Here is a 20,638-nt window from a genome sequence, read left to right as displayed (position 1 = left end):
GCGAAAGCGGTGCCATTTCCGAAGCGGGCTCTAGCGGCGCCTCCCCGGCAGGAGGTCGAGGAGCTGCCGCGCGTGGCCCGGCAGCTCCGTGTCCGCCAGCCCCCCGAGGATGTCCCGCAGTGGCAGGGGCCGGTCGACGAGGACCGCGTAGTTGGACAGCAGCCGGGTTGGCACCAGCGTGTCGAGCTCGGCCTCGCTCAGCGCCGGACCGAGCGCGCACAGGGCCTCACCCTGGAGGCGGACACGCTCCCGGAGCCCGCTGTTGCCGCCCGCGAGCCCGATGACGCGCTCCAGGGTCCAGAGTTCCTGTGCGAGCCGGTTGTCGTAGGTCGTGTGCGATCCCGCGGCGACGGCCGAGGTGGTGGCGATGGTCGTGGCGCTGACAAGTGAGACGTGCGCCAGGATCTGGTCGGCGTTCCACTCGCCGCGCGGCGGGGCCGGGCTGGGGTCGGCGGAGCCGGCGACGGTGGCGGCGGCGTCCAGCAGCGTGCGGTAGGCGGCTCGCAGTGAGTCGGTGTCCATGGTGTCCTCGCCTCTCGGGGACCCCACTATGCGGGCCGCCGCCCGCGCCCTGTCAAACGGCGGGTCAGAACGCCGAGGGCCGCATCGCGTAGACGTAGCGTTTCCCGGGGTACTCGGTGAGGCCCCACAGCTGCTGTTGCGGGCCCCGGTAGGAGAGGTCCTCCGGGCCGATCGGCTGGGCGCCGCTGTGCTTGGCCGGTCCGCTGCTCGCCGTGAACGTGTACACCGACCCGCGCGAGCCCGAGCCCGCGCTCGCCGACACCAGGAACTGGCCGTTGATCGCCGTCGCGCCCTGCATGCTGGCGATGTCGGTGCGGTAGGCCTCGGTGGCGTGGGTGTAGCCGTCGGCCGACTCCTTGAACTTGCGGTCGGTGTGGTCGATCGGGAAGCGCACGACGCGCGAGCCGGTGCCGTCGGCGTTGTACTCGGGCACGATCACGCTGTCGGGCGAGCTGGTGCGGTCCAGCGAGGCCGCCGAGTAGCGCAGCCGCGCGACGCCGTTCGTGGTGGACGCCGTGAATTTCTGCGCCTGCGGGAGCACGTAGGCGTAGTTGAAGGCGTGGTAGCTGCCGTCGGACTGCCTGCCGATCTTCGACTCGTCCCCGGTCGAGACCCGCCACAGGTGGCGCAGGTCGAAGGCCCGGAACCCGCCCCACGTGTCGGCCGAGTAGAGGTAGTGGCCGTAGGTGAAGATGCCGCCGGCGTGCACGGTCACCGGGCGGAAGTCGGGCAGGCCCGCCGAGTTGGTGTACGGCTCGACGAGCAGCACGTGGCGGTACTTCGGGGCGGAGGGGGTCGCGTAGTCCACGAAGGACACACGGACGCCCTTGTTGGTGCCGGAGCCGTTGTAGTACCAGCTGACGAACAGCGCGGTGCGGCCCTCGTAGGTGCCGCTGCCGTAGGCGTCGGCGGTGCTGCTGATGCCCTGCGGGTACCAGTCGGCGGTGCCGTTGTCGCCCGACTGCCAGCAGAACGCCGCCACCTGCCCGGTCGCGGAGGGGTCGCACCCGCTCGTGGTGCCGGTGCGGTTGGCGCTGTCCAGCACGGCGGGCAGCGACGCGTTCGGCAGGGCGTCGTCGAGTTTCGCGATCACGGGGTTGTAGGCGCCCTCGGCGAGGCGGAAGTCGCTCGCCGTGAGCGTGACCGGCGCGGCGCCCGCCGCGGGTGCGGACACCACCGACACGGCGGCGACCAGGCTGAGTGCGGAGAGAGCGCAGAGCGGTCCTCGGCTTCGCATGCCGGTCACGGTAGGGCAGATTCGTCCCGCGTGGGGCGGGTTTCGTACATCGGCGCCGCATTCGGTCTGGACCACATCGGATCGGAGCAGTCCACGCCCTCGGCGGCAAGCCGGCGTTTCACCACTTTGAACGTGGCCGTCCTCGGCAGTTGGTCGACGATCCGCACGAAGCGTGGTAGCTGCTTGGGGCCGAGATCGGGCTGCGCGGCCAGGAAAGCGCCGAACTCGGCGGGAGTGAGCGTGGCGCCGGGCTCGGGCACGAGCGCGGCCATCACGTCGTCGCCGACGCGCCCCGGCACCGCGTACACGGCGGCCTCCGCGACCGCGGGGTGGCGCAGTAGTACCCGTTCGATCGGTGCCGTGCCGAGGTTCTCGCCGTCGACGCGCAGCCAGTCGCCGTGCCGTCCCGCGAAGTAGCAGAAGCCCCGCTCGTCGGTGTAGGCGAGATCGCCCGTGTGGTACCGGCCGTCGCGCAGCCGCTCCTCGGTCGCGGCGTCGTCGCCGTAGTAGCCCGCGAACCAGCCGGCGCCGGTGGTGTTGACCAGTTCGCCCACGGCCTCGGCGGCGTTGAGCAGCGTGCCGTCCGCGCCGAACCGCGCGGGCGGGCACGGCGCGCCAGTGCCGGGGTGCAGCACCTCGACACCGGGGGTGGGCCTGCCGAGCGAGCCGGGCGGGGTGTCCGGGGTGCGCGCGAACCCGACGCCCCCCTCGGTGGAGCCGAACGCGTCCACCACGCGGCAGCCGAACCGCTCGGCGAACGCGGCGAGGTCGGCCTCGGCGCCCTCGTTGCCGTACACGACGCGCAGCGGGTTGTCGGCGTCGTCGGCCAGCCTTGGCGTGCTGAGCACGTAGGACAGCGGTGTGCCGACGTAGTTCGCGTACGTGGCGCCGAACCGGCGCACGTCGGGGAGGAAGCCCGACGCGGAGAACCGGCGGCGCAGCGCGATCGTGGCACCGGCCGCCAGCCCGACCGCCCAGCCCGCCATGATCGCGTTGGAGTGGAACATCGGCATCGCGACGTACACGGTGTCCGCCGTGGACAGCGCGAACCGCTCGGCGAGCATCCGGCCGGGGAACGCGATCTTGCCGTGGGTGCAGCGCACCGCCTTCGGGTCGCCGCTCGTGCCGGAGGTGTAGATGAGCATCAGCAGGTCGTCAGGGCGGGCGGGCACCGGCTTGGGCTCGGCGCGGGCGTGCGCGGCGAGCAGTTCCGTCCACTCCGGACCGTCGAGGTCGAGTACGGGCACGCCCACGTCGGCCAGCAGCGGCACGTACTTCGCCTCGGCGAGCACGAACTGGCAGTCGGCGAGCCGGACGTCGCGCGCCAGCGCCTCGCCCCGGCGGGTCGGGTTCAGCCCGGCCAGCACCGTGCCCGACAGCGCGGCGCCGCCGAGCAGGAAGGCGAACGACGGCACGTTGTCCGCGAGCACTCCGACGTGCGGCGGCGGGCCGGGACGCAGCAGCGTGCGCAGGAGCGCGCCGTGCGCTGCGCTCCGCCGTACGCACTCCGCCCACGTCCACGCGCGGTCGGCGAACCGCAGCCCGGCGTGCTCGTCGCCGGTGCGGGCCAGCAGCAGCTCGGTGACGGTGGGAACGGCGTTCATGCGAGCTGCGAGCCGAGCTCACGCAGGTGCGCGGTCGCGCCGCCGAGCGCGAACTCGGTGCGCTTGGCCGCGACGAAGTAGCGGTGCACCGGGTGGTCGACGTCGATGCCGACGCCGCCGTGGACGTGCACGACGGTATGGGCGACGCGGTGTCCGGCTTCGGCCGCCCAGTACTTGGCCGTGGCGACCTCCTCGGCGGCGTCCTCTCCTTCGGTGAGCCGCCACGCGGCCTGCCACAGGGTCAGCCGCACCGCCTCGACGTCGAGGTGTGCGTCCGCGAGGCGGTGCCGCACGGCCTGGAACCCGCCGATGGGCTGCCCGAACTGCGTGCGCTCGCGCGCGTACTCCGCCGTGAGCTCCACGGCACGTTCCAGCACCCCGAGCTGGAACGCGCAGAGCCCGGCCGTGGCGCGCGCTCGCAGCCACGGGACCGCCCGTGCGGGCAGCACGGCGCTCGCGCGCGCGTCGGTGGCCTCGGCGAGCGCGGCGTCGGCGTGGTCCACGGCCGACTGCGGGGACACCGTGAGGTCGTTCGCGTCTACCACGGCGACGAGCTCGCCGTCGGCGGACGTGGCCTGCACGAGGAAGCCGTCGGCGAACGCACCGAAGGGCACCGCCGACTGCGCACCGGAGACGCGCAGGCTCGCGCCGTCGCGTTCGGCGGTGAACCCGGTGGGCGCGCCGGTGTCGGGCAGGGCTACGGCGAGCACGCGCTCGCCGCGCAGCACGGGAACGAGCCAGCGTTCCGTCTGCTCGGGGGTGCCGAATTCGGCGAGTGTGGCGGCCGCCGCGGCGATGCCCGGCAGGTAGGGCACCGGGGCGACGGCCCGGCCCAGCTCGATCAGGATCGAGCACTGTTCGAGCAGCCCGAACCCGCCGCCGCCGACCGCCGAGGGCAGCGCGGCGTCGAGCACGCCCGCCCTGGCCAGGGCCGTCCACAGTGCACGGTCGAAGCCGCCCGCGCCCGCCGGCCCGAGCGACTCGGGGGTGACGTGGTCGTTCGCGATGCGGCGGGTGAGCGCCGCGAGGTCCTGCTGTGCTTCGGTGAGGGTGAAGTCCATGGTTGCCCCTAGCGCTTGACGGGAAGACCGAGTGCGGTCGCGGCGACGAGGTCGCGCTGGATCTCGTTGGTGCCGCCGCCGAAGGTGAGGATCAGCGCCGACCGGTGCGCGCGCTCGATCCGCCCGCGCAGCAGCGCGCCCGGCGAGCCCTCGCGCACCACCGCTCCCGCGCCGAGCACCTCCATGAGCAGCCGGTAGGCCTCCGTGGCGAGTTCCGTGCCGAACACCTTGGTCCCCGACGCCTCGGCGGGGCTCAGCTCGCTCTGGGCGGCGGCCCAGGCGATCCTCCAGTTGCGCAGCTTGAGGTACTCGGTGTGGGCGTGCACGCGGGCGAGGTGCGTGCGGACCCATTCGGCGTCGATCACGCGGCTGCCGTCGGGCTGCTTGGTCTCGCGTGCCCAGGCGAGCACGTCGGCGAGCGCCGACGCGAGCGGGGCGGCTGAGGTCAGCGCGACGCGCTCGTGGTTGAGCTGGTTGGTGATCAGCGGCCAGCCCGCGTTCTCCTCCGCGATGCGCGCGCTGACCGGCACGCGGACGTCGTCGTAGTAGGTCGCGCTCGTGCCCGGCCCGGCGACCGTGCGCACCTTGGTCCACGAGAACCCTTCGGCCGAGGTGGGCACCACGAGCATGCTGAGCCCCTTGTGCCGGGGCGCGTCGGGATCCGTCCTGGCGGCGAGCCACACGTAGTCGGCGTACTCGATGAGGCTCGTCCACATCTTCTGCCCGTTGATCACGTACTCGTCGCCGTCGCGCACGGCCCGCGTGCGCAGCGACGCGAGGTCGGTGCCCGCGCCGGGCTCGGAGTAGCCGATCGAGAAGTGCAGCTCGCCCGCGGCGATCCTCGGCAGGTAGAACGCCTTCTGCTCCTCGGTGCCGAATCGCATGATCGTCGGGCCGACCGTGTTGATCGTGAGGAAGGGGACCGGCACCCCGGCGATGGCCGCCTCGTCGGTGAAGACGAGCTGGTCGAGCATCGAGCGCTCCTGCCCGCCGTAGGCCTCCGGCCAGCCGATCGCGAGCCAGCCGTCCCGGCCCAGCTGACGAACGATCTCCTTGTACGCCACGCCATCGCCGTACTCTCCCCCGCCGGCCACGCCCTCATTGGCGGTGCCCCCACTGCCCTCGCTGGCGAGCCCCTCGCGACGTTCGGGCGTCATCAGCTCGGCGAAGTACTCCCGGAGGTGGGCGCGTAGCCGTTCCTGCTCGGATGTGAAACCGATCCGCATCTGATCCTCCCGCTCGCGCGTTGGGCATGGTGCCGGGCTCGTCCGCCGGGCTAGTGTAGAACAGGTTCTAGTTCTTCGAGGAGGTCGGACATGAAGGTGGAGGTCGACCGGGACCTGTGCGAGGCCAACGCGGTCTGCGTGGGGATCGCGCCGGGGGTGTTCGAGCTGGATGACGACGACGAACTGCGCATCGTCCGGGCCGAGGTGCCAGAAGACCAAGTAGAACTTGTTTCGCAAGCGATCGACGCCTGCCCAAGGAATGCCCTGTTCAAGAGCCGCTGATTGAGGCTTGCCCTAAACGAGAACAGATTCTAATCTTGCGGCAAACGCGGGCCAAGGGCGGCTCGCGGTGACCTGGCGGGAGGCAGCCGGAGTGAGAGCAGCCGTACTGAACGCGATCGGCGACGAGAAGCTCGAGCTGCGCGACGACGTCACGACGGTGGACCCGGGCCCCCACGAGGTCCGGATCCGCGTGCGCGCATCGGGCATCTGCCACAGCGACCTGTCCGCGATGGACGGCACCCTGCCGGCGCTCGCGCCGGGCATCATCGGCCACGAGGGCGCCGGTGAGGTGCTCCAGGTGGGCGAGGGTGTCGAGCACCTCGCGCCCGGCGACCACGTCACCGTGTCGTTCGTGCCGCCCTGCGGCAGCTGCCCGAGCTGCCTGCGCGGCGAGCCGAACCTGTGCGCGGTCCACGCGATCGCGGCGTTCACCTCGCCCCGGTTCAAGCAGGGCGACACTCCGGTCTTCGGCTACGCCGGGCTCGGCACCTTCGCCGAGGAGGTGGTGGTGCCCGCCTCGGGTGCTGTCAAGGTCGACCAGGACGTGCCGTTCGAGACCGCCGCGCTCATCGCGTGCGGCGTGCTCACCGGCGTCGGGGCCGTGCTCAACACCGCGAAGGTCACGCCGGGCTCCGCGGTCGTGGTGATCGGATGCGGCGGCGTCGGGATCTCGGTGCTCCAGGGCGCGCGCATCGCCGGTGCCACGACGATCGTCGCGGTTGATCCCGTCGAGGCCAAGCACGACGTCGCCCGCCGCTTCGGCGCCACGCACGCGACGACGCCGGAGGGGCTCGCCGAGCTCAAGGAGTCGCTGACCGGCGCCGAGGGCTTCGACCACGCCTTCGACGTGGTCGGCCTGCCCGCCACGATCCGCTCCGCGTGGGACAACGCCCGCCGCGGCGGCTCCGTGATCATCGTCGGCGCTGGCAAGGCCGACGCGATGGTGCAGTTCAGCGCACAGGAGCTGTTCCTGCACGACAAGAAGATCCTCGGCTCGTTCTACGGCTCCGCGCACGTGCACCGTGACACCGCGCGGATGCTGAAGTTCTGGCGGGCCGGACTGCTCGACCTCGACGGCATGATCTCCCGTCGCCTCGGCTTCAGCGAGATCAACGACGGCCTCGGCGTGCTGCGCCAGGGCACCAGCGACGTCATCCGCCAGGTGGTGACCCTCGGGTGAGCTCCGTGAGCCTTGAGGGCAGGACCGCCGTCGTCACCGGAGCGGGCGCGGGGCTCGGGCGCGCGGAGGCGCTCGCGCTCGCGTCGGCCGGTGCGGCGGTGGTGGTCAACGACGTCGGGGACGGCGCCGCGCGGACCGTCGCCGACATCGAGGCAGCCGGTGGCAAGGCGCTCGCGGTCACCGGCGACGTCGGCGAGCGCGAGACCGCCGACGCGCTGCTCGCCGCGGCGACCGAGCACTTCGGCGGGCTGGACGTGCTCGTCAACAACGCGGGCGTGCTGCGTGACCGGATGCTGTTCTCGATGTCGGACGAGGAGTGGGACACCGTGCTCCGCGTCCACCTCCGTGGGCACTTCCTGCTCTGCCGCGGCGCGGCGGCGTACTGGCGCGGAAAGTCCAAAGTGGAGGGCGGACCGGTGTACGGCCGGATCGTCAACACCGCGTCGGAGGCGTTCCTCGTCGGCTCCCCAGGCCAGCCCAACTACAGCGCCGCGAAGGCGGGCATCGCAGCGCTCACGGTGTCGAGCGCGCGGGCGCTCGCCCGCTACGGCGTGCGCGCCAACGCCATCTGTCCCCGGGCGCGGACCGCGATGACCGAGGAGGTCTTCGGCGACGCGCCCGCCGAGGGCGTCGACCCGCTGTCGGTGGACCACGTCGCCCCGTTCGTCGCCTACCTCGCCTCGCCCGCGGCCGAGGCGATCAACGGCCAGGTTTTCGTGGTGCACGGCGGCATGGTCGCGCTGCTCAAACCACCGGAGGTGGAACGGCGCTTCGACACGGCGGGCGGCACGTGGACCACCGCCGAGCTCGCCGAGCACGTCGGCGGGTACTTCGCCGACCGCGACCCCGATCGGATGTTCGCAGCCAACGACGTTCTGACGCTTCCCTAGGGAGAACACATGACGCTCACCGTGCAGCCGCACCGCGAGTCGGTGGGGCTCAAGGCAGGCCAGCTCCTCATCGACGGCTCCTGGGGCCCGTCCGAGAGCGGCGCCACCTGGACCCACCACCACCCGGCGACCGGCGAGGAGGTGGGCGAGTTCGCCAAAGCCACCGCGGCCGACGTCGACGCCGCCGTCGCCGCCGCGAGGAAGGCGTTCGACTCGGGCACCTGGTCGCGCTCGCGGGCGGGGGTGCGCATCGGGCTGCTGCACCGCTACGCCGAGCTGCTGCGCAAGCACGCCGACGAGCTGCGCGCGCTGCAGGCGCTCGACAACTCGGTGCCGCTGTCCTTCGGCGGCATCTACGCCACGTCGGTGGGCGCCGCGGCGGACGTCTTCGACCACCACGCCGGGTGGGTCGACAAGCTCGGCGGCCAGACGCTGCCGCCGTACCAGGGTGGCGACCACCTCGCCATGACCTTCCGCGAGCCGATCGGCGTGGTGGCGGCGATCCTGCCGTGGAACGCGCCGTTCCTGCTCTTCGCGCAGAAGGTCGCCCCCGCGCTGGCGGCGGGCTGCACGATCGTGCTCAAGCCGTCCGAGTACTGCACGTTCTCCGTGCTGCGCATGGTGGAGCTGCTCGTCGAAGCCGGCCTGCCGGAGGGTGTGCTGAGCGTCGTCACCGGCACGGGCGAGGAGGTGGGCGAGGCGCTCATCAACCATCCGGACGTCGACAAGGTGAGCTTCACCGGCAGCCGCGCCGTCGGCAAGCGCATCGTCGAGGCCTCGGCGGGCACCCTCAAACGGGTCTCGCTCGAGCTCGGCGGCAAGAGCCCAGCCGTGGTGTTCGCCGACGCGCCCAACGTCGGCGTGGCCGCCGCGACCGTGGTCGGCGCCGTGACGATGGGCCTGTCCGGGCAGGCGTGCGTGGCCAACACGCGGGCGCTGGTGCACCGCGACGTCTATGACGAGTTCCTCGGCGCCGCGCAGGGCATGGCCGCCGCGGTGACCTACGGCGACCCGTTCGACCCGGCCGTGATCTCCGCGCCGCTCATCAACGAGCGTCAGCTCGACCGGGTGCTCGGCTACATCGAGCAGGGCAAGTCCGAGGGCAGGCTCGTCACCGGTGGCGAGCGGCTCGGCGGCGACCTGGCGGGCGGCAACTTCGTGGCGCCGACCATCTTCGCCGATGTCGCCAACTCGGCCACCATCGCGCAGGAGGAGATCTTCGGCCCCGTGCTCGCCGTGGTGCCCTTCGACGACGAGGACGAGGCGATCGCGCTCGCCAACGACACCGAGTACGGGCTCGGCGCGGGGCTGTTCACCGCCGACGTCCAGCGGGCCTTCCGGGTCACGCGCGCGCTCAGGGCGGGCACCGTGGGCGTGAACGGCTTCCAGATCGAACCGCATCTGCCCTTCGGCGGGTTCAAGCAGTCCGGGCTCGGCCGCGAGGGCGGGCTGTCGGCGATCGAGGCCTACACCGAGCTCAAATCGGTGTTCATGCCCCTGACCGACGAGATGATGTGACGCGGGCATGGGCACGCTGGAGGGCAGGCTGAAGGGAAAGGTCGCGCTGATCACCGGCGCCGCGCGCGGGCAGGGTGCCGCCGCGGCGCGCCGGTTCGCCGCCGAGGGTGCCAAGGTGATGATCGCCGACGTGAACGACGCCGAGGGCAAGGCGCTCGCCGGTGAGCTCGGCGACCCTGCCGCCTACGCGCACCTCGACGTGGCCGAGGAGGACGACTGGGCGCAGGCCGTGGACCGCACGGTCGCCGAGTTCGGCACGCTCAACGTCCTGGTCAACAACGCCGGGGTGCTGCACTTCTCTCCGCTGGGCCAGACCACACTGGCCGACTACGAGCGGGTGATCAGAATCAACCAGGTCGGGGCGTTTCTCGGCATGCGCTCGGTCGTTGAACCCATGTCCACCGCGGGTGGCGGCTCGATCGTCAACGTGTCCTCTGTGGAGGGACTCGCCGGTATGCCGTTCCTGGTCGCCTACACGGCGAGTAAGTTCGCGATCAGGGGAATGACCAAGGTCGCCGCGCTCGAGCTCGGAGAACGCGGCATCAGGGTCAACTCACTGCATCCCGGCATGATCGACACCCAGATGGTGAGCGACGCGGCCGGGGGCGCCGAGGTGGACTTCTCGCGGGTGGCCCGCAGACTCGCACTGCAGCGGGTCGGGCGGCCGGAGGAGATCGCCGACGTGGCATTGTTCCTGGCCAGCGACGAGAGCTCGTACTGCACGGGGGGCGAGTTCGTGGCGGACGGGGGCGCCACGGCCACACACGCGCTGAAGCTGTGACCGAGTAGAGCCGCCGGAGGTCTGATGGGAGCCCAGCAGGGGTCGATGACGATCCCCGGCACCGCCGCGCTGGCACAGGTGGGCAGGCTCGCGACCCTGGCGTGGGAGGTGCTGCGCGCGATTCCGCGCAGGCCGTTCCAGACCAGGGAGTGGATCCAGCAGTGCTGGTTCTTCGCCAGCGTGACGATCCTGCCCACCGCGCTGGTCGCGATCCCGTTCGGCGCGGTGATCGCGTTGCAGCTCGGCTCGCTGACCCAGCAGATCGGCGCGCAGTCGTTCACCGGTGCCGCGAGCGCGCTCGCGATCGTGCAGCAGGCGAGCCCGCTGATCACGGCGCTGCTCGTGGCCGGGGCGGGCGGCAGCGCCGTCTGCGCCGACATCGGGGCGCGAAAGATCCGCGAGGAGATCGACGCCATGGAAGTGCTCGGCGTCAATCCCATCCAGCGGCTGATCGTGCCGAGGGTGCTCGCGGCGATCGTCGTGTCGGTGCTGCTGAACGGCCTCGTCAGCGTGGTCGGTGTGCTCGGCGGCTACTTCTTCAACGTCGTCATGCAGGGCGGCACGCCCGGTGCGTACCTCGCGAGCTTCAACGCGCTCGCGCAGCTGCCCGACCTCTTCATCAGTGAGATCAAGGCGTTCCTGTACGGCTTCGTCGCCGGCGTGGTGGCCGCGTACCGCGGACTCAACCCGGCGGGCGGGCCGAAGGGAGTCGGGGACGCGGTCAACCAGGCGGTGGTCATCACGTTCCTGCTGCTGTTCCTCATCAACGTCGCCCTGACCGCGATCTACCTCCAGATCGTCCCGCCGAAGGCGTTGTGATGAGCGGCGAGCCGACGGTGTCCGACCGCACCCTGGAGATCATCGCGCGTCCCGGCGCGAGCCTCGAGGGCTTCGGCAGGCAGCTCTCCTTCTACGCCAGGGCGCTCGCGTGGGCGCCGCGCACCGTGCGCCGCTACAGCCGCGAGATGCTGCGGCTGCTCACCGAGGTCAGCTTCGGCACGGGCGCGCTCGCCGTGATCGGCGGGACCCTCGGCGTGATGATCGGCATGACCCTGTTCACCGGTCTCATCGTCGGCCTGCAGGGCTACTCCGCGCTCGACCAGCTCGGCACCGCCGCGCTGACGGGGTTCATCTCGGCGTACTTCAACACCCGCGAGGTGGCGCCGCTCGCGGCGGGGCTCGCGCTGTCGGCGACCGTGGGTTGTGGGTTCACCGCCCAGCTCGGCGCCATGCGCATCTCGGAGGAGATCGACGCGCTGGAGGTGATGGGCGTGCCGAGCATGCCCTACCTCGTCACCACGCGGGTGCTCGCCGGGATCACCGCCGTGATCCCGCTCTACGCCGTCGGGCTGCTCTCCTCCTATCTGGCGTCGCGGCAGATCACGGTGTGGTTCTACGGGCAGTCGGCCGGTACCTACGACCACTACTTCAACCTGTTCCTGCCACCAGAGGACGTGCTCTGGTCGTTCCTCAAGGTGATCGTGTTCAGCGCACTGGTGATCCTGTCCCACTGCTACTACGGCTACACCGCGAGCGGGGGACCGGCGGGTGTGGGCGTCGCGGTGGGCAGAGCGGTGCGGACGTCGATCGTGCTGATCGTGGTCATCGACTTCTTCCTGAGCCTCGCGATCTGGGGCTCCTCCACGACGGTGAGGATCTCCGGGTGAGGGCGACGCTGCTGCGCAGGCTCTGGCACCAGGTACTCGGCCTGGTGTTCCTGATCGTGGCGGCGTTGCTGCTCGCGCTGTGCGTGGCGATCTACAACAAGGCGTTCACCGACTACGTGGGCGTGCGGCTGGAGACCGACCACGTCGGCAACCAGATGCGCGTGGGCGCAGACGTGAAGGTGCGCGGCATGCTCGTCGGCGAGGTGCGCGCCATCGAGACCACCGGCGACGGCGCCGCGCTGGAGCTGGCGCTGCAACCGGAGAAGGTGGGCGTGATACCCGCGAACGTCTCCGCGAGGCTGCTGCCGAAGACCCTCTTCGGTGAGCGGTACGTCGCGCTGCAACTGCCGGAGCGGGCGGCCGAGCCGATCGCGGCCGGGGCCGTGATCGGCCAGGACCGCTCCAGCTCGGCGATCGAGCTGGAACAGGTGCTCAACGACGTGATGCCGCTCCTGCAGGCCGTGCAGCCGCAGAAGCTCTCCTCCACGCTCAATGCGGTGTCGACGGCCTTGGAGGGCCGCGGGGAGCAGTTCGGGGACACGCTTGTGCAGCTTTCGAACTACCTGGGCAAGCTGAACCCGTCGCTGCCGGACCTCAAGGCCGACATCACCGGTCTCGCCGACGTGGCGGACACCTACGACCGCGTGGCACCGGACTTCCTCCAGGCACTGTCCGATCTCACCACCACCACGCGCACGATCGTGGAGAAACAGCAGGCGCTGGGCGAGCTGTACGCGAGCGTCAGCACCGCTTCGGTGGACCTCGGCCGGTTCCTGGAGGTCAACCAGGACAACCTGATCGCGCTCACCAGCACCGTGCAGCCGACCCTCGACGTGCTCGCGAAGTACGCGCCGGAGTACCCGTGCCTGCTGCGTCAGCTCGCCGAGGCCGTGCCCCGCGCGGAGGAGGCGTTCGGCAAGGGCACCGACGAGATGAACCACGTGACGATCCGGATCACGGCCAGCCGCGGCAAGTACCTGCCCGGCCAGGACGAGCCGCGCTACGACGACAAACGCGGTCCCCGCTGCTACCCGCAGGTGGAGCCGCCGGGCGCGTGGCCGCAGTACCCGTCCGACGGCCCCATCAAGGACGGCTCCACCCATCCGCCGCCGCCCAAGCGGGCCGGTTACGGCAGCGGGACGACGGCCGGGGTGCCGCGGGTGGCGAACTCCCTTGCCGAGCACCAGCTGCTCGCCGAGCTGCTCGCGCCGTCCACCGGCATCGCACCCGAGGACGCGCCGGGCTGGGGGAGCCTGCTCGTCGGGCCGCTCTATCGCGGAGCGGAGGTGGTGCTCGAATGAGGAGTTTCGTCCCGTCGCTGGTGAAGATCGTCGTGTTCGCGGCCGTCACCGTGCTGCTCACCGGGATACTCGGCGCCACCATCGCCAACACCAACTTCGGCCCCACGTCCGGTTACACGGCGCTGTTCACCAACGCCTCCGGCCTGCAGCGCGGCGACGACGTGCGCATCGTGGGTGTCAAGGTAGGGCAGGTCTCCGAGATCACCGTCTCGGAGGACAATCTCGCCGAAGTGCACTTCGACGTCGAGTCGGTGCGCGAGCTGCCCGCCGGGGTCACCGCGACGATCAAGTACCGCAACCTCGTCGGACAGCGCTACCTCTCGCTCGGCACCGACGTCGCGGGCGATGGCGTGCTCGAACCGGGGGCGCGGATCCCGGTCGAACGGACCCAGCCGGCACTCGACCTCACCGTGCTGTTCAACGGGTTCAAGCCGCTGTTCGACGCGCTCGATCCAGAGCAGGTCAACCAGCTCTCCTACGAGATCATCCAGGTGCTGCAAGGGGAAGGTGGCACGATCGAGAGCCTGCTGTCGCACACGGCGTCGCTCACGTCCACCATCGCGAGCCGGGACGAGGTGATCGGCCAGGTCATCGGCAACCTGAACAACGTGCTCGGCACCGTCAACCAGCGCGGCCCCCAGCTCGGCGGGCTCATCGACGCCACACAGCAGCTCGTGACCGGGCTCTCGGAGCAACGCCGGCCCATCGGCGAAGCGGTGTCGGCGCTCGGCGACCTCACGACCGTCACCTCCGGACTGCTGGAGGACGCGCGGCCGCCGCTGCAGCGCGACATCGCCGCGCTCGGCGCGCTCTCGGGCAACCTCGCCGGCTCGGAGGAACTGCTCGAGCACCTGCTGCAGGTGATGCCCGGAAACCTCGAGAAGTTCACGCGCACGCTGAGCTACGGCAGCTGGTTCAACTACTACCTCTGCGGGCTCACCGGCACGATCGGCATCTCCTCGCTCAACGTCACCCTGCCCTTCCTGCCGTTGCCGGCCACCGAGCAACCGGAGCGGTGCAAACCGACGGGAGCGCCGACAGGACCATGAAGCCACTCAAGGAACGCAACCAGGCCGCGGTGGGCGCGGTGACGCTCGTGCTGATCGCGCTCGTCGGGCTGGTCGCCTACAACTCCGACCAGCTGCCCCTCCTCAGCAACAGCACCACCTACTCCGCCTACTTCGCCGAGTCCGCCGACCTGTCCTCCGGCAACGAGGTGCAGGTCGCCGGCGTCAAGGTCGGCGAGGTCGACGAGGTGACGCTGGCGGGCAGGAAGGTGCACGTGACCTTCGCCGTCGAGAACGTCCGGCTCGGCAGGCAGACCGAGGCCTCGATCGAGGTCAAGACCCTGCTGGGCGAGAAGTTTCTCTCGCTGCGGCCGAAGGGCGACGGCGTGCTGGACCCGAACGAGCCGATCCCGCTGGAGCGCACCAGCACGCCGTACCAGATCCAGGACGTCTTCACCGACCTCGACCGGACCGTCGGCGACATCGACACCGGGCAGCTGGCGCAGAGCTTCGAGGTGATCGCCGACTCGCTGGAGAACACCCCGCAGCACCTCAAGGACGCGCTCAGCGGCATGTCGGCGCTCGCGCAGACGGTGTCCTCCCGTGACGACGAACTGGCCCGCCTGCTGTCCAGCACCAGCGGCGTCTCGAAGGTGCTGGCCGACCGCAACACGCAGCTGCGCCGGGTGATCGACGACGGCAACCTGCTGCTGACCGAGCTGCAGAACCGCGAGGACGCCATCGACCGGCTGCTGACGGGCGCCCAGCAGCTCTCCGAGCAGCTCACCGGGCTCGTCGCCGACAACCGCGAGCAGCTCACCCCAGCGCTGCGGCAGCTCGGCGTCGTCACGGATCTGTTGCAGCGCAACCAGGACAACCTCAACCGCAGCCTCGAACTGCTCGCGCCGTTCACCCGCATCGGCGCCAACGCCACAGGCAACGGCCGCTGGTTCGAGGGCTACATCTGCGGCCTGCTGCCCCCGGTGATCACGGTGGCGGGCGCGCAGATCAACCCCGAGGGCTGCTCGCCGCCAATCGCGGCGCCGAACCAGGGCGTCGACGTCCGCGGAGGTAACTGATGACCGTCGACACGAGAGCCCGGCGCAGCCTCTACAGCTGGCTCGCACTGGCCTGCGTGGCCGTGCTCGTGCTCGCGACCGCGCTGTGGTGGCTAACGCGCGAGGGCGGCACGAAGATCAGCGCCTACTTCGACCGCACCGTCGGGCTCTACGCGGGCTCGTCGGTGCGCGTGCTGGGCATCCCCGTCGGGCAGATCACGGAGGTGCGGCCGGAGGGCGGCGCGGTGCGCGTGGACATGGAGGTGGACGTTCCGATCCCCGAGGGCGCTGGCGCCGTCGTAGTCGCGCCGAGCCTCGTGAGCGACCGGTACGTGCAGCTGACCCCCGCCTACGACACCGGGCCCGCGCTGGCGGCCGGTGCGGTGATTCCGCGCGAGCGCACGGCGACCCCGGTGGAGCTCGACGACCTCTACGGCAGCCTCAACGAGCTGTCCACCAGCCTCGGTCCCGACGGCGCCAACGCGAACGGCGCACTGTCCGATGTGCTCGACACCGCCGCGGCCAACCTGGACGGCAACGGCAAGAACCTCAACACCACCGTCACCCGGCTCGCGGAGCTGGCGACCACGTTGGAGAGTTCCAAGGGAGATCTCTTCGCCACGGTCCGGAACCTGCAGACGTTCACCTCGACGCTGGCGCAGAGCGACGCGCAGCTCACCGAGTTCTACGACCGGCTCGCGCAGGTGACCGGGTTCCTCGCCGAGGACTCCGACGACGTGGCCGCCGCGCTGTCCGCATTGGGCGGCTCCCTCACGGAGGTGCGGCAGTTCGTCCAGGACAACCGCGACCTTCTATCCTCCAATGTGGACAAACTGGCGGGGATCACCGGCGTGCTCGTGGACCAGCGGGCGGCGCTCGCCGAGGTGCTCGACGTCGGGCCGACCGGCATGACCAACTTCATCAACACCTACGACGCCGCGTCTGGCAGCATCCAGGTGCGCTACAACGCCAACGAGCTCGCGCACCCGCTGATGGAGACGCTGTGCAAGCTCGTGAGCGCGGGCACGCCCGCCCAGCTGCCCGACACGCTCGGCGACCTGTGCCGGGGTCTCGCCCCGTTCTTCGACGAGACCCTCGACCTGCCCTCGGTGCCCGAGACGCTGAACGCGCTGCAGAACGGCAAGCTGCCGCCGCTGCCGTTGCCGGTGGTCGACCTGCTGACGACACCGCTGGAGACGGGCTGATGAGACGACTGGTCCTCGCCCTCGCGGCCTGCGTGCTGCTCGCCGGCTGCGGTGACGGCGGCTTCGGCGGGCTGTACAACACGCCGCTGCCGGGTGGCGCCGACCTCGGTGACCACCCGTACCGTGTCACGGCGCAGTTCGCCGACGTGCTCGACCTGGTGCCGCAGGCGGCCGTGAAGGTCAACGACGTGGCCGTGGGCCGCGTGGAGAAGGTGGAGCTGGCGAAGGACACGAAGTCGGCCATCGTGACGCTCGCCGTCAACGGCGACGTGGTGCTGCCCGCCAACGCCGACGCCCGGTTGCGCCAGTCGAGCCTGCTGGGGGAGAAGTTCGTCGAGCTGGGCCCGCCCGCGGGCGAACGGGCCACCGGCACGCTCGCCGACGGCGCGCGCATACCGCTGGGGCGGACCAACCGGAACCCCGAGGTCGAGGAGGTGCTCGGGGCGCTGTCGCTGCTGCTGAACGGCGGCGGCATCGAGCAGCTGTCCACGATCACCGAGGAGCTCAACGCGGCGTTGTCCGGCAACGAGGCCGAGGTGCGGGCTCTGCTGTCGCGCGTCGACCACCTCGCGACCGAGCTGGACGGGCAGAAGGGCGAGATCATCCGCGCGATCGACGGGCTCAACCGGCTCTCCAGCACGCTCGTCGCGCAGACCGGCAACCTCACCACCGCGCTCGACCACCTGGAACCGGGGCTGCGGGTGGTGACCGGGCAGCGCGACCAGCTCGTCGGGATGCTGCAGTCGCTCGACAGGCTCTCCGGCGTCGCCACGGAGACGATCAACGCAAGCCGCGACGAGCTGGTGGCCAACCTGCACGCGCTCGCCCCGACGCTGGAGAAGCTCGCCGAAGCCGGCACGAACCTGCCGACCGCGCTGAAGATCCTGCCGACCTACCCGTTCCCCGACTCGGCTGGCGCGGTGATCAGGGGCGACTACGCGAACGTGACCGCGCGCGTCGACCTCAACCTCGACCTGCTGCTGCAGAACTTCACCAACTCGTCCCAGCCGCCGATCCAGCTGCCGCCCCTCGATCTCGGCGGCCCGGCGCCGCCCACGCTGCCACTGCCGGAGACGAACCCACCAGCCACCGAGTCTCGGGAAGGCGGTGTGCTCGGCGGGTTGCTCGGCGGGCTGCTGGGAGGTGGTGGCTGATGAGGCTCACCGGACGGCACCGGATGAAGCTCCTCGTGTTCGTGGTGATCGCCGTGGTGTCCGTGCTCTACGCGGGCATCAGCTACGCGGGGCTGGACCGGCTCTTCGGCACGCGTGGCTACGCGGTGACCGTGCGGCTGGCCGACTCCGGTGGCATCTTCGTGAACGCGGAGGTGACCTACCGGGGTGTAGCGGTCGGCAGGGTCGTGGCGATGAACCTCACCGAGCACGGCGTCGAGCTGACCCTCGACGTCGAGTCGGGCGCGGAGCCGATCCCGGACGACACCGAGGCGAGGGTGTCGAACCGGTCGGCGGTCGGCGAGCAGTACGTCGACCTGGTACCGCGCCACCAGAACGGCCCCTACCTCGAGGACGGCTCGGTGATCACGCAGGAACGCACGTCCATCCCGCTGGCGCCCGACACCGTGCTGGCCAACCTCGACAAGCTGGTCGCCAGCGTCGATCCCGGCTCCCTGCGCACGGTCGTCGACGAGACCTACGACGCGTTCGCCGGCGCGGGACCCGAGCTGCAGCAGCTGCTCGACGCGGCGGGCTCGTTCACCGCCACGGCCACCGAGAACCTGCCGCAGACGCGGGCGCTGCTCGCCGATGGGCGCGTGGTGCTCGACACGCAACGGCGGCAGGCCGATGACATCGCGGCCATCGCCGAAGGGCTGCGCACCATCGCGGGACAGCTCAAGGGCGCCGATCCAGACCTGCGGAAGGTGATCGACGAGGCCCCGAAGCTCAGCCGTGAGGTCAGCGACGTGCTCGCCGTGTCCGGCACCGACCTCGGCGTCGTGATCGCCAACCTGCTCACGACGTCCACCATCACCACGGCGCGCGTCGACGCGATCGAGCAGCTGCTCGTGGCCTACCCGGTGATCTCGGCGTTCACGCGGTCGGTGACCTCGGGCGGGGAAGGCCACCTCGGGTTCGTGCTGAACCTGTTCGACCCGTACTCGTGCACGCGCGGCTATGAGGGCACGCGCCAGCGACCCGCCAACGACACGAGCGAGGCGCCTCCCAACACCGACGCGTACTGCGCGGAGCCGCCCGGCAGCCCGAGCAGCGTGCGCGGCGCGCAGAACGCGCCGTACGCGGGCATGCCGGTGGACGTGCCGGAGCAGAGCACGCCCGAGCAGCCGACCACGGACGGGCGGCCGCGCGACGACGCGCTGCCGGGCCTGCTGGGGTTGCTCGGCGGCTCCGGTTCCGGCGGCGTCGGCGGGCTGCTGGGGCTGCCGGAATGAGGGTGCTCGCGGTACTGACTGCGCTCGCCGTGGCCGCCGCCGCGTGGTTCGGCTGGTCGTGGGTGAGCGCCGCGAACGACGACGCGCTGGAGGTGTCACGGGAGCGCGACGCCGTGCTCGCCGCCGTGTCCGACGGACTGCTCGCGCTGCACACGATCGACCACCGCACGGCCGGGCGCGACATCGACCGCTGGCTCGACGTCACCACGGGCAAGCTCGGCGACGAGCTCACCAGGGACCGCCAGCTGCAACTCGACCGTGCGGCGGGGACGCGGACGGTCGCGTCGGCGAGCGTGCTGCAGGCTGCCGTGACCGAGCTGGACCTGGGGGCGGGCAGTGCCCGGCTCATCGCCGTGCTGGAGGTGCGGCTGGGCACGCAGGGGCAACCCCCGGCGCCGCAGCGCAGCAGGCTGACCGTTCGCGCCGAGCGGACGGACGCGGGATGGAAGGTCAGCGACGTGCAGGCGGCGGGTCGATGAGCGAGCCGGGTGCGGACGCCGGCGCCGAGCGGGCGGAGGAGACGGGGCAGCGGCGGAACAGGACCCCGTCACCGTTCGCGAGGGGCGCCTCGGGCTCCCGGGGTACGGGGCGGGAGGACCTCGCCGCGCCGGCGAGCAGCGATGCCCAGACGCCGGAGCCGCCGGAGGCCGCGGGGGCTCCGGAGGCGGAGCCGGGTCTGGCGGTGGAGCGGGCTTCGGGCGCGGACCCAGACGCAGCGGGCGAGCGGGCGCCGGATGGCGAGCCGGGCTCAGCGGTGGAGCGGGCCCCGGATGCGGAGCAAGACTCAGATGGGGATCCGGGCTCAGCGGTGGAGCGGGCTTCTGGCGCGGAGCGAGACCCGGATGCGGAGCCCGCTGCCGGTTCCCCGGCGGCCGGGCGGGTCGCGGGGCTGCCGCGCAGGCGGGCGACGATCATGGCGGTGCTGACCGCGGTGCTGGTGCTCGCGGTGGGCGTGGCGGTGTGGTCGGCGCTGGAGGCGGAACGGCTGAGGGACCCGGGCGGCAACGTAGCGCTGGCGGACGAGGCCGGGACGCGCGAGGTCGCCGACCAGGTGAGCGCGGGACTGAAGGCGATCTTCTCCTACGACTACAACAACCTGGAGCGCACCGAGCGCGCGGCCGATCGCGTGCTGGTGGAGCAGGCGGTGGGCCAGTACGAGGAGAGTTTCGCGGCGGCGTCGGCGCAAGCGCGTGAGCAGCGCCTGGTGCGCACCACCACGGTGCGTTCCGTCGGCGTGCGGGAACTGGCAGGCGACGAGGCACGCGTGCTTGCCCTGGTCGACCAGCAGACCCTGCACACCGCCGACGCCAACCGCCAGGAGACCACCAGCGCCGCACTGGCCGTGGTGGCCAAACGCGTCGGCGGCGAGTGGAAGATCGCGGCCCTGGCGGGCCTCTGACCCGCGAGTTGCGCGTTGGGGACGGCGAGTTGCGCGTTCGGGACGGCGAGTTGCGCGTTGGGGACGCCGAGTTGCGCGTTGGGGACCGCTGCGAAGCCCGCGGGCCCACCGCGAACGCGCGACTCGCGAACCGCAGTGCGCGACTCGCGAACCGCAGTGCGCGACTCGCGAACGGGAGTGCGCAACTCGCGAACGGGAGTGCGCAACTCGCGCGCTGGAGCGGGGAACTCGCTGCTCCGAGTGGGGGACTCGCGGGCTGGAGCGGGGGACTCGCGCGAGGGGCTGCACCGCTT

The 20,638-nt window shown here is 71.4% G+C and carries 20 protein-coding genes; 15 read left to right on the top strand and 5 right to left on the bottom strand.

Going from position 1 to position 20,638, the window contains the following annotated elements:
• Nucleotides 1–30: 30 nt before the first annotated feature.
• From DI005_RS13220 to DI005_RS13200, 5 genes are all read right to left on the bottom strand, one after another.
• On the bottom strand, nucleotides 31–522 hold the full coding sequence (locus tag DI005_RS13220) for a hypothetical protein (RefSeq protein WP_113642272.1): 492 nt from the start codon (nucleotides 520–522) through the stop codon (nucleotides 31–33).
• A 64-nt stretch (nucleotides 523–586) separates the two neighbouring features.
• Nucleotides 587–1,759 (bottom strand): hypothetical protein, encoded by a 1,173-nt coding sequence (locus DI005_RS13215; protein ID WP_113642292.1) that lies wholly within the window; start codon nucleotides 1,757–1,759, stop codon nucleotides 587–589.
• A gap of 5 nt (nucleotides 1,760–1,764) precedes the next feature.
• Nucleotides 1,765–3,363 (bottom strand): long-chain-fatty-acid--CoA ligase, encoded by a 1,599-nt coding sequence (locus DI005_RS13210; RefSeq protein WP_113642271.1) that lies wholly within the window; start codon nucleotides 3,361–3,363, stop codon nucleotides 1,765–1,767.
• A complete protein-coding gene (locus DI005_RS13205) occupies nucleotides 3,360–4,424 on the bottom strand; it encodes an acyl-CoA dehydrogenase family protein (protein ID WP_113642270.1) in 1,065 nt (354 codons plus the stop codon). The genes DI005_RS13210 and DI005_RS13205 overlap by 4 nt, the downstream gene beginning before the upstream one ends.
• Nucleotides 4,425–4,432: 8 nt before the next feature.
• On the bottom strand, nucleotides 4,433–5,650 hold the full coding sequence (locus DI005_RS13200; protein ID WP_113642269.1) for an acyl-CoA dehydrogenase family protein: 1,218 nt from the start codon (nucleotides 5,648–5,650) through the stop codon (nucleotides 4,433–4,435).
• A gap of 90 nt (nucleotides 5,651–5,740) precedes the next feature.
• Between DI005_RS13200 and DI005_RS13195 the strand changes: the two genes are divergently transcribed.
• The 15 genes from DI005_RS13195 (at nucleotide 5,741) to DI005_RS39695 (ending at nucleotide 20,345) form a co-directional block, all read left to right on the top strand.
• Entirely contained in the window at nucleotides 5,741–5,932 is a 192-nt protein-coding gene (locus DI005_RS13195; RefSeq protein ID WP_112272536.1) for a ferredoxin, read from the top strand.
• 91 nt (nucleotides 5,933–6,023) lie between these two features.
• Entirely contained in the window at nucleotides 6,024–7,112 is a 1,089-nt protein-coding gene (locus DI005_RS13190; protein WP_112272535.1) for a Zn-dependent alcohol dehydrogenase, read from the top strand.
• A gap of 5 nt (nucleotides 7,113–7,117) precedes the next feature.
• Nucleotides 7,118–8,002 carry a 3-oxoacyl-ACP reductase gene (locus tag DI005_RS13185; RefSeq protein ID WP_112273194.1) on the top strand — a complete coding sequence of 295 codons (885 nt, stop codon included), beginning with the start codon at nucleotides 7,118–7,120 and terminating at the stop codon, nucleotides 8,000–8,002.
• Nucleotides 8,003–8,011: 9 nt separating this feature from the next.
• Nucleotides 8,012–9,520: an aldehyde dehydrogenase gene (locus tag DI005_RS13180; protein WP_113642268.1), complete on the top strand. Its 1,509-nt coding sequence runs from the start codon at nucleotides 8,012–8,014 to the stop codon at nucleotides 9,518–9,520.
• A gap of 7 nt (nucleotides 9,521–9,527) precedes the next feature.
• The gene (locus tag DI005_RS13175; RefSeq protein ID WP_113642267.1) at nucleotides 9,528–10,301 is read left to right on the top strand and encodes a glucose 1-dehydrogenase; all 774 of its coding nucleotides are present in this window, start codon (nucleotides 9,528–9,530) and stop codon (nucleotides 10,299–10,301) included.
• Between the two features lie 24 nt (nucleotides 10,302–10,325).
• Nucleotides 10,326–11,120: an ABC transporter permease gene (locus DI005_RS13170; protein ID WP_112272532.1), complete on the top strand. Its 795-nt coding sequence runs from the start codon at nucleotides 10,326–10,328 to the stop codon at nucleotides 11,118–11,120.
• Complete coding sequence (locus DI005_RS13165) at nucleotides 11,120–11,968, top strand: ABC transporter permease (RefSeq protein WP_170200591.1); 849 nt, start codon at nucleotides 11,120–11,122, stop codon at nucleotides 11,966–11,968. Before DI005_RS13170 ends, DI005_RS13165 begins: the two co-directional genes overlap by 1 nt.
• A complete protein-coding gene (locus tag DI005_RS13160; protein WP_113642266.1) occupies nucleotides 11,965–13,269 on the top strand; it encodes an MCE family protein in 1,305 nt (434 codons plus the stop codon). Before DI005_RS13165 ends, DI005_RS13160 begins: the two co-directional genes overlap by 4 nt.
• A complete protein-coding gene (locus tag DI005_RS13155) occupies nucleotides 13,266–14,318 on the top strand; it encodes an MCE family protein (RefSeq protein ID WP_112272528.1) in 1,053 nt (350 codons plus the stop codon). Before DI005_RS13160 ends, DI005_RS13155 begins: the two co-directional genes overlap by 4 nt.
• The gene (locus DI005_RS13150; RefSeq protein ID WP_112272526.1) at nucleotides 14,315–15,355 is read left to right on the top strand and encodes an MCE family protein; all 1,041 of its coding nucleotides are present in this window, start codon (nucleotides 14,315–14,317) and stop codon (nucleotides 15,353–15,355) included. The genes DI005_RS13155 and DI005_RS13150 overlap by 4 nt, the downstream gene beginning before the upstream one ends.
• Complete coding sequence (locus DI005_RS13145; protein ID WP_112272525.1) at nucleotides 15,355–16,539, top strand: MCE family protein; 1,185 nt, start codon at nucleotides 15,355–15,357, stop codon at nucleotides 16,537–16,539. The genes DI005_RS13150 and DI005_RS13145 overlap by 1 nt, the downstream gene beginning before the upstream one ends.
• Entirely contained in the window at nucleotides 16,539–17,693 is a 1,155-nt protein-coding gene (locus DI005_RS13140; protein WP_112272524.1) for an MCE family protein, read from the top strand. Before DI005_RS13145 ends, DI005_RS13140 begins: the two co-directional genes overlap by 1 nt.
• A complete protein-coding gene (locus DI005_RS13135) occupies nucleotides 17,693–18,946 on the top strand; it encodes an MCE family protein (protein ID WP_113642265.1) in 1,254 nt (417 codons plus the stop codon). Before DI005_RS13140 ends, DI005_RS13135 begins: the two co-directional genes overlap by 1 nt.
• Nucleotides 18,943–19,425 (top strand): hypothetical protein, encoded by a 483-nt coding sequence (locus DI005_RS13130; protein ID WP_112272520.1) that lies wholly within the window; start codon nucleotides 18,943–18,945, stop codon nucleotides 19,423–19,425. The genes DI005_RS13135 and DI005_RS13130 overlap by 4 nt, the downstream gene beginning before the upstream one ends.
• Nucleotides 19,422–20,345 (top strand): hypothetical protein, encoded by a 924-nt coding sequence (locus DI005_RS39695; RefSeq protein WP_369973574.1) that lies wholly within the window; start codon nucleotides 19,422–19,424, stop codon nucleotides 20,343–20,345. The genes DI005_RS13130 and DI005_RS39695 overlap by 4 nt, the downstream gene beginning before the upstream one ends.
• The last annotated feature ends 293 nt before the right edge of the window (nucleotides 20,346–20,638 follow it).

The organism is Prauserella sp. PE36 (genome assembly GCF_003311655.1).
Taxonomy (GTDB): domain Bacteria; phylum Actinomycetota; class Actinomycetes; order Mycobacteriales; family Pseudonocardiaceae; genus Prauserella_A; species Prauserella_A endophytica.
The sequence above is the reverse complement of the archived record's forward strand: the minus strand, read 5'-3'. Positions and strand labels throughout refer to the sequence as shown.

What these genes read in the sequence shown, in the direction of transcription:
- DI005_RS13220 (WP_113642272.1), bottom strand. Translation starts at nt 522, where the DNA reads ATGGACACCGACTCACTGCGAGCCGCCTACCGCACGCTGCTGGACGCC.
- DI005_RS13215 (WP_113642292.1), bottom strand. Translation starts at nt 1,759, where the DNA reads ATGCGAAGCCGAGGACCGCTCTGCGCTCTCTCCGCACTCAGCCTGGTC.
- DI005_RS13210 (WP_113642271.1), bottom strand. Translation starts at nt 3,363, where the DNA reads ATGAACGCCGTTCCCACCGTCACCGAGCTGCTGCTGGCCCGCACCGGC.
- DI005_RS13205 (WP_113642270.1), bottom strand. Translation starts at nt 4,424, where the DNA reads ATGGACTTCACCCTCACCGAAGCACAGCAGGACCTCGCGGCGCTCACC.
- DI005_RS13200 (WP_113642269.1), bottom strand. Translation starts at nt 5,650, where the DNA reads ATGCGGATCGGTTTCACATCCGAGCAGGAACGGCTACGCGCCCACCTC.
- DI005_RS13195 (WP_112272536.1), top strand. Translation starts at nt 5,741, where the DNA reads ATGAAGGTGGAGGTCGACCGGGACCTGTGCGAGGCCAACGCGGTCTGC.
- DI005_RS13180 (WP_113642268.1), top strand. Translation starts at nt 8,012, where the DNA reads ATGACGCTCACCGTGCAGCCGCACCGCGAGTCGGTGGGGCTCAAGGCA.
- DI005_RS13175 (WP_113642267.1), top strand. Translation starts at nt 9,528, where the DNA reads ATGGGCACGCTGGAGGGCAGGCTGAAGGGAAAGGTCGCGCTGATCACC.
- DI005_RS13170 (WP_112272532.1), top strand. Translation starts at nt 10,326, where the DNA reads ATGGGAGCCCAGCAGGGGTCGATGACGATCCCCGGCACCGCCGCGCTG.
- DI005_RS13165 (WP_170200591.1), top strand. Translation starts at nt 11,120, where the DNA reads ATGAGCGGCGAGCCGACGGTGTCCGACCGCACCCTGGAGATCATCGCG.
- DI005_RS13155 (WP_112272528.1), top strand. Translation starts at nt 13,266, where the DNA reads ATGAGGAGTTTCGTCCCGTCGCTGGTGAAGATCGTCGTGTTCGCGGCC.
- DI005_RS13150 (WP_112272526.1), top strand. Translation starts at nt 14,315, where the DNA reads ATGAAGCCACTCAAGGAACGCAACCAGGCCGCGGTGGGCGCGGTGACG.
- DI005_RS13145 (WP_112272525.1), top strand. Translation starts at nt 15,355, where the DNA reads ATGACCGTCGACACGAGAGCCCGGCGCAGCCTCTACAGCTGGCTCGCA.
- DI005_RS13140 (WP_112272524.1), top strand. Translation starts at nt 16,539, where the DNA reads ATGAGACGACTGGTCCTCGCCCTCGCGGCCTGCGTGCTGCTCGCCGGC.
- DI005_RS13135 (WP_113642265.1), top strand. Translation starts at nt 17,693, where the DNA reads ATGAGGCTCACCGGACGGCACCGGATGAAGCTCCTCGTGTTCGTGGTG.
- DI005_RS13130 (WP_112272520.1), top strand. Translation starts at nt 18,943, where the DNA reads ATGAGGGTGCTCGCGGTACTGACTGCGCTCGCCGTGGCCGCCGCCGCG.
- DI005_RS39695 (WP_369973574.1), top strand. Translation starts at nt 19,422, where the DNA reads ATGAGCGAGCCGGGTGCGGACGCCGGCGCCGAGCGGGCGGAGGAGACG.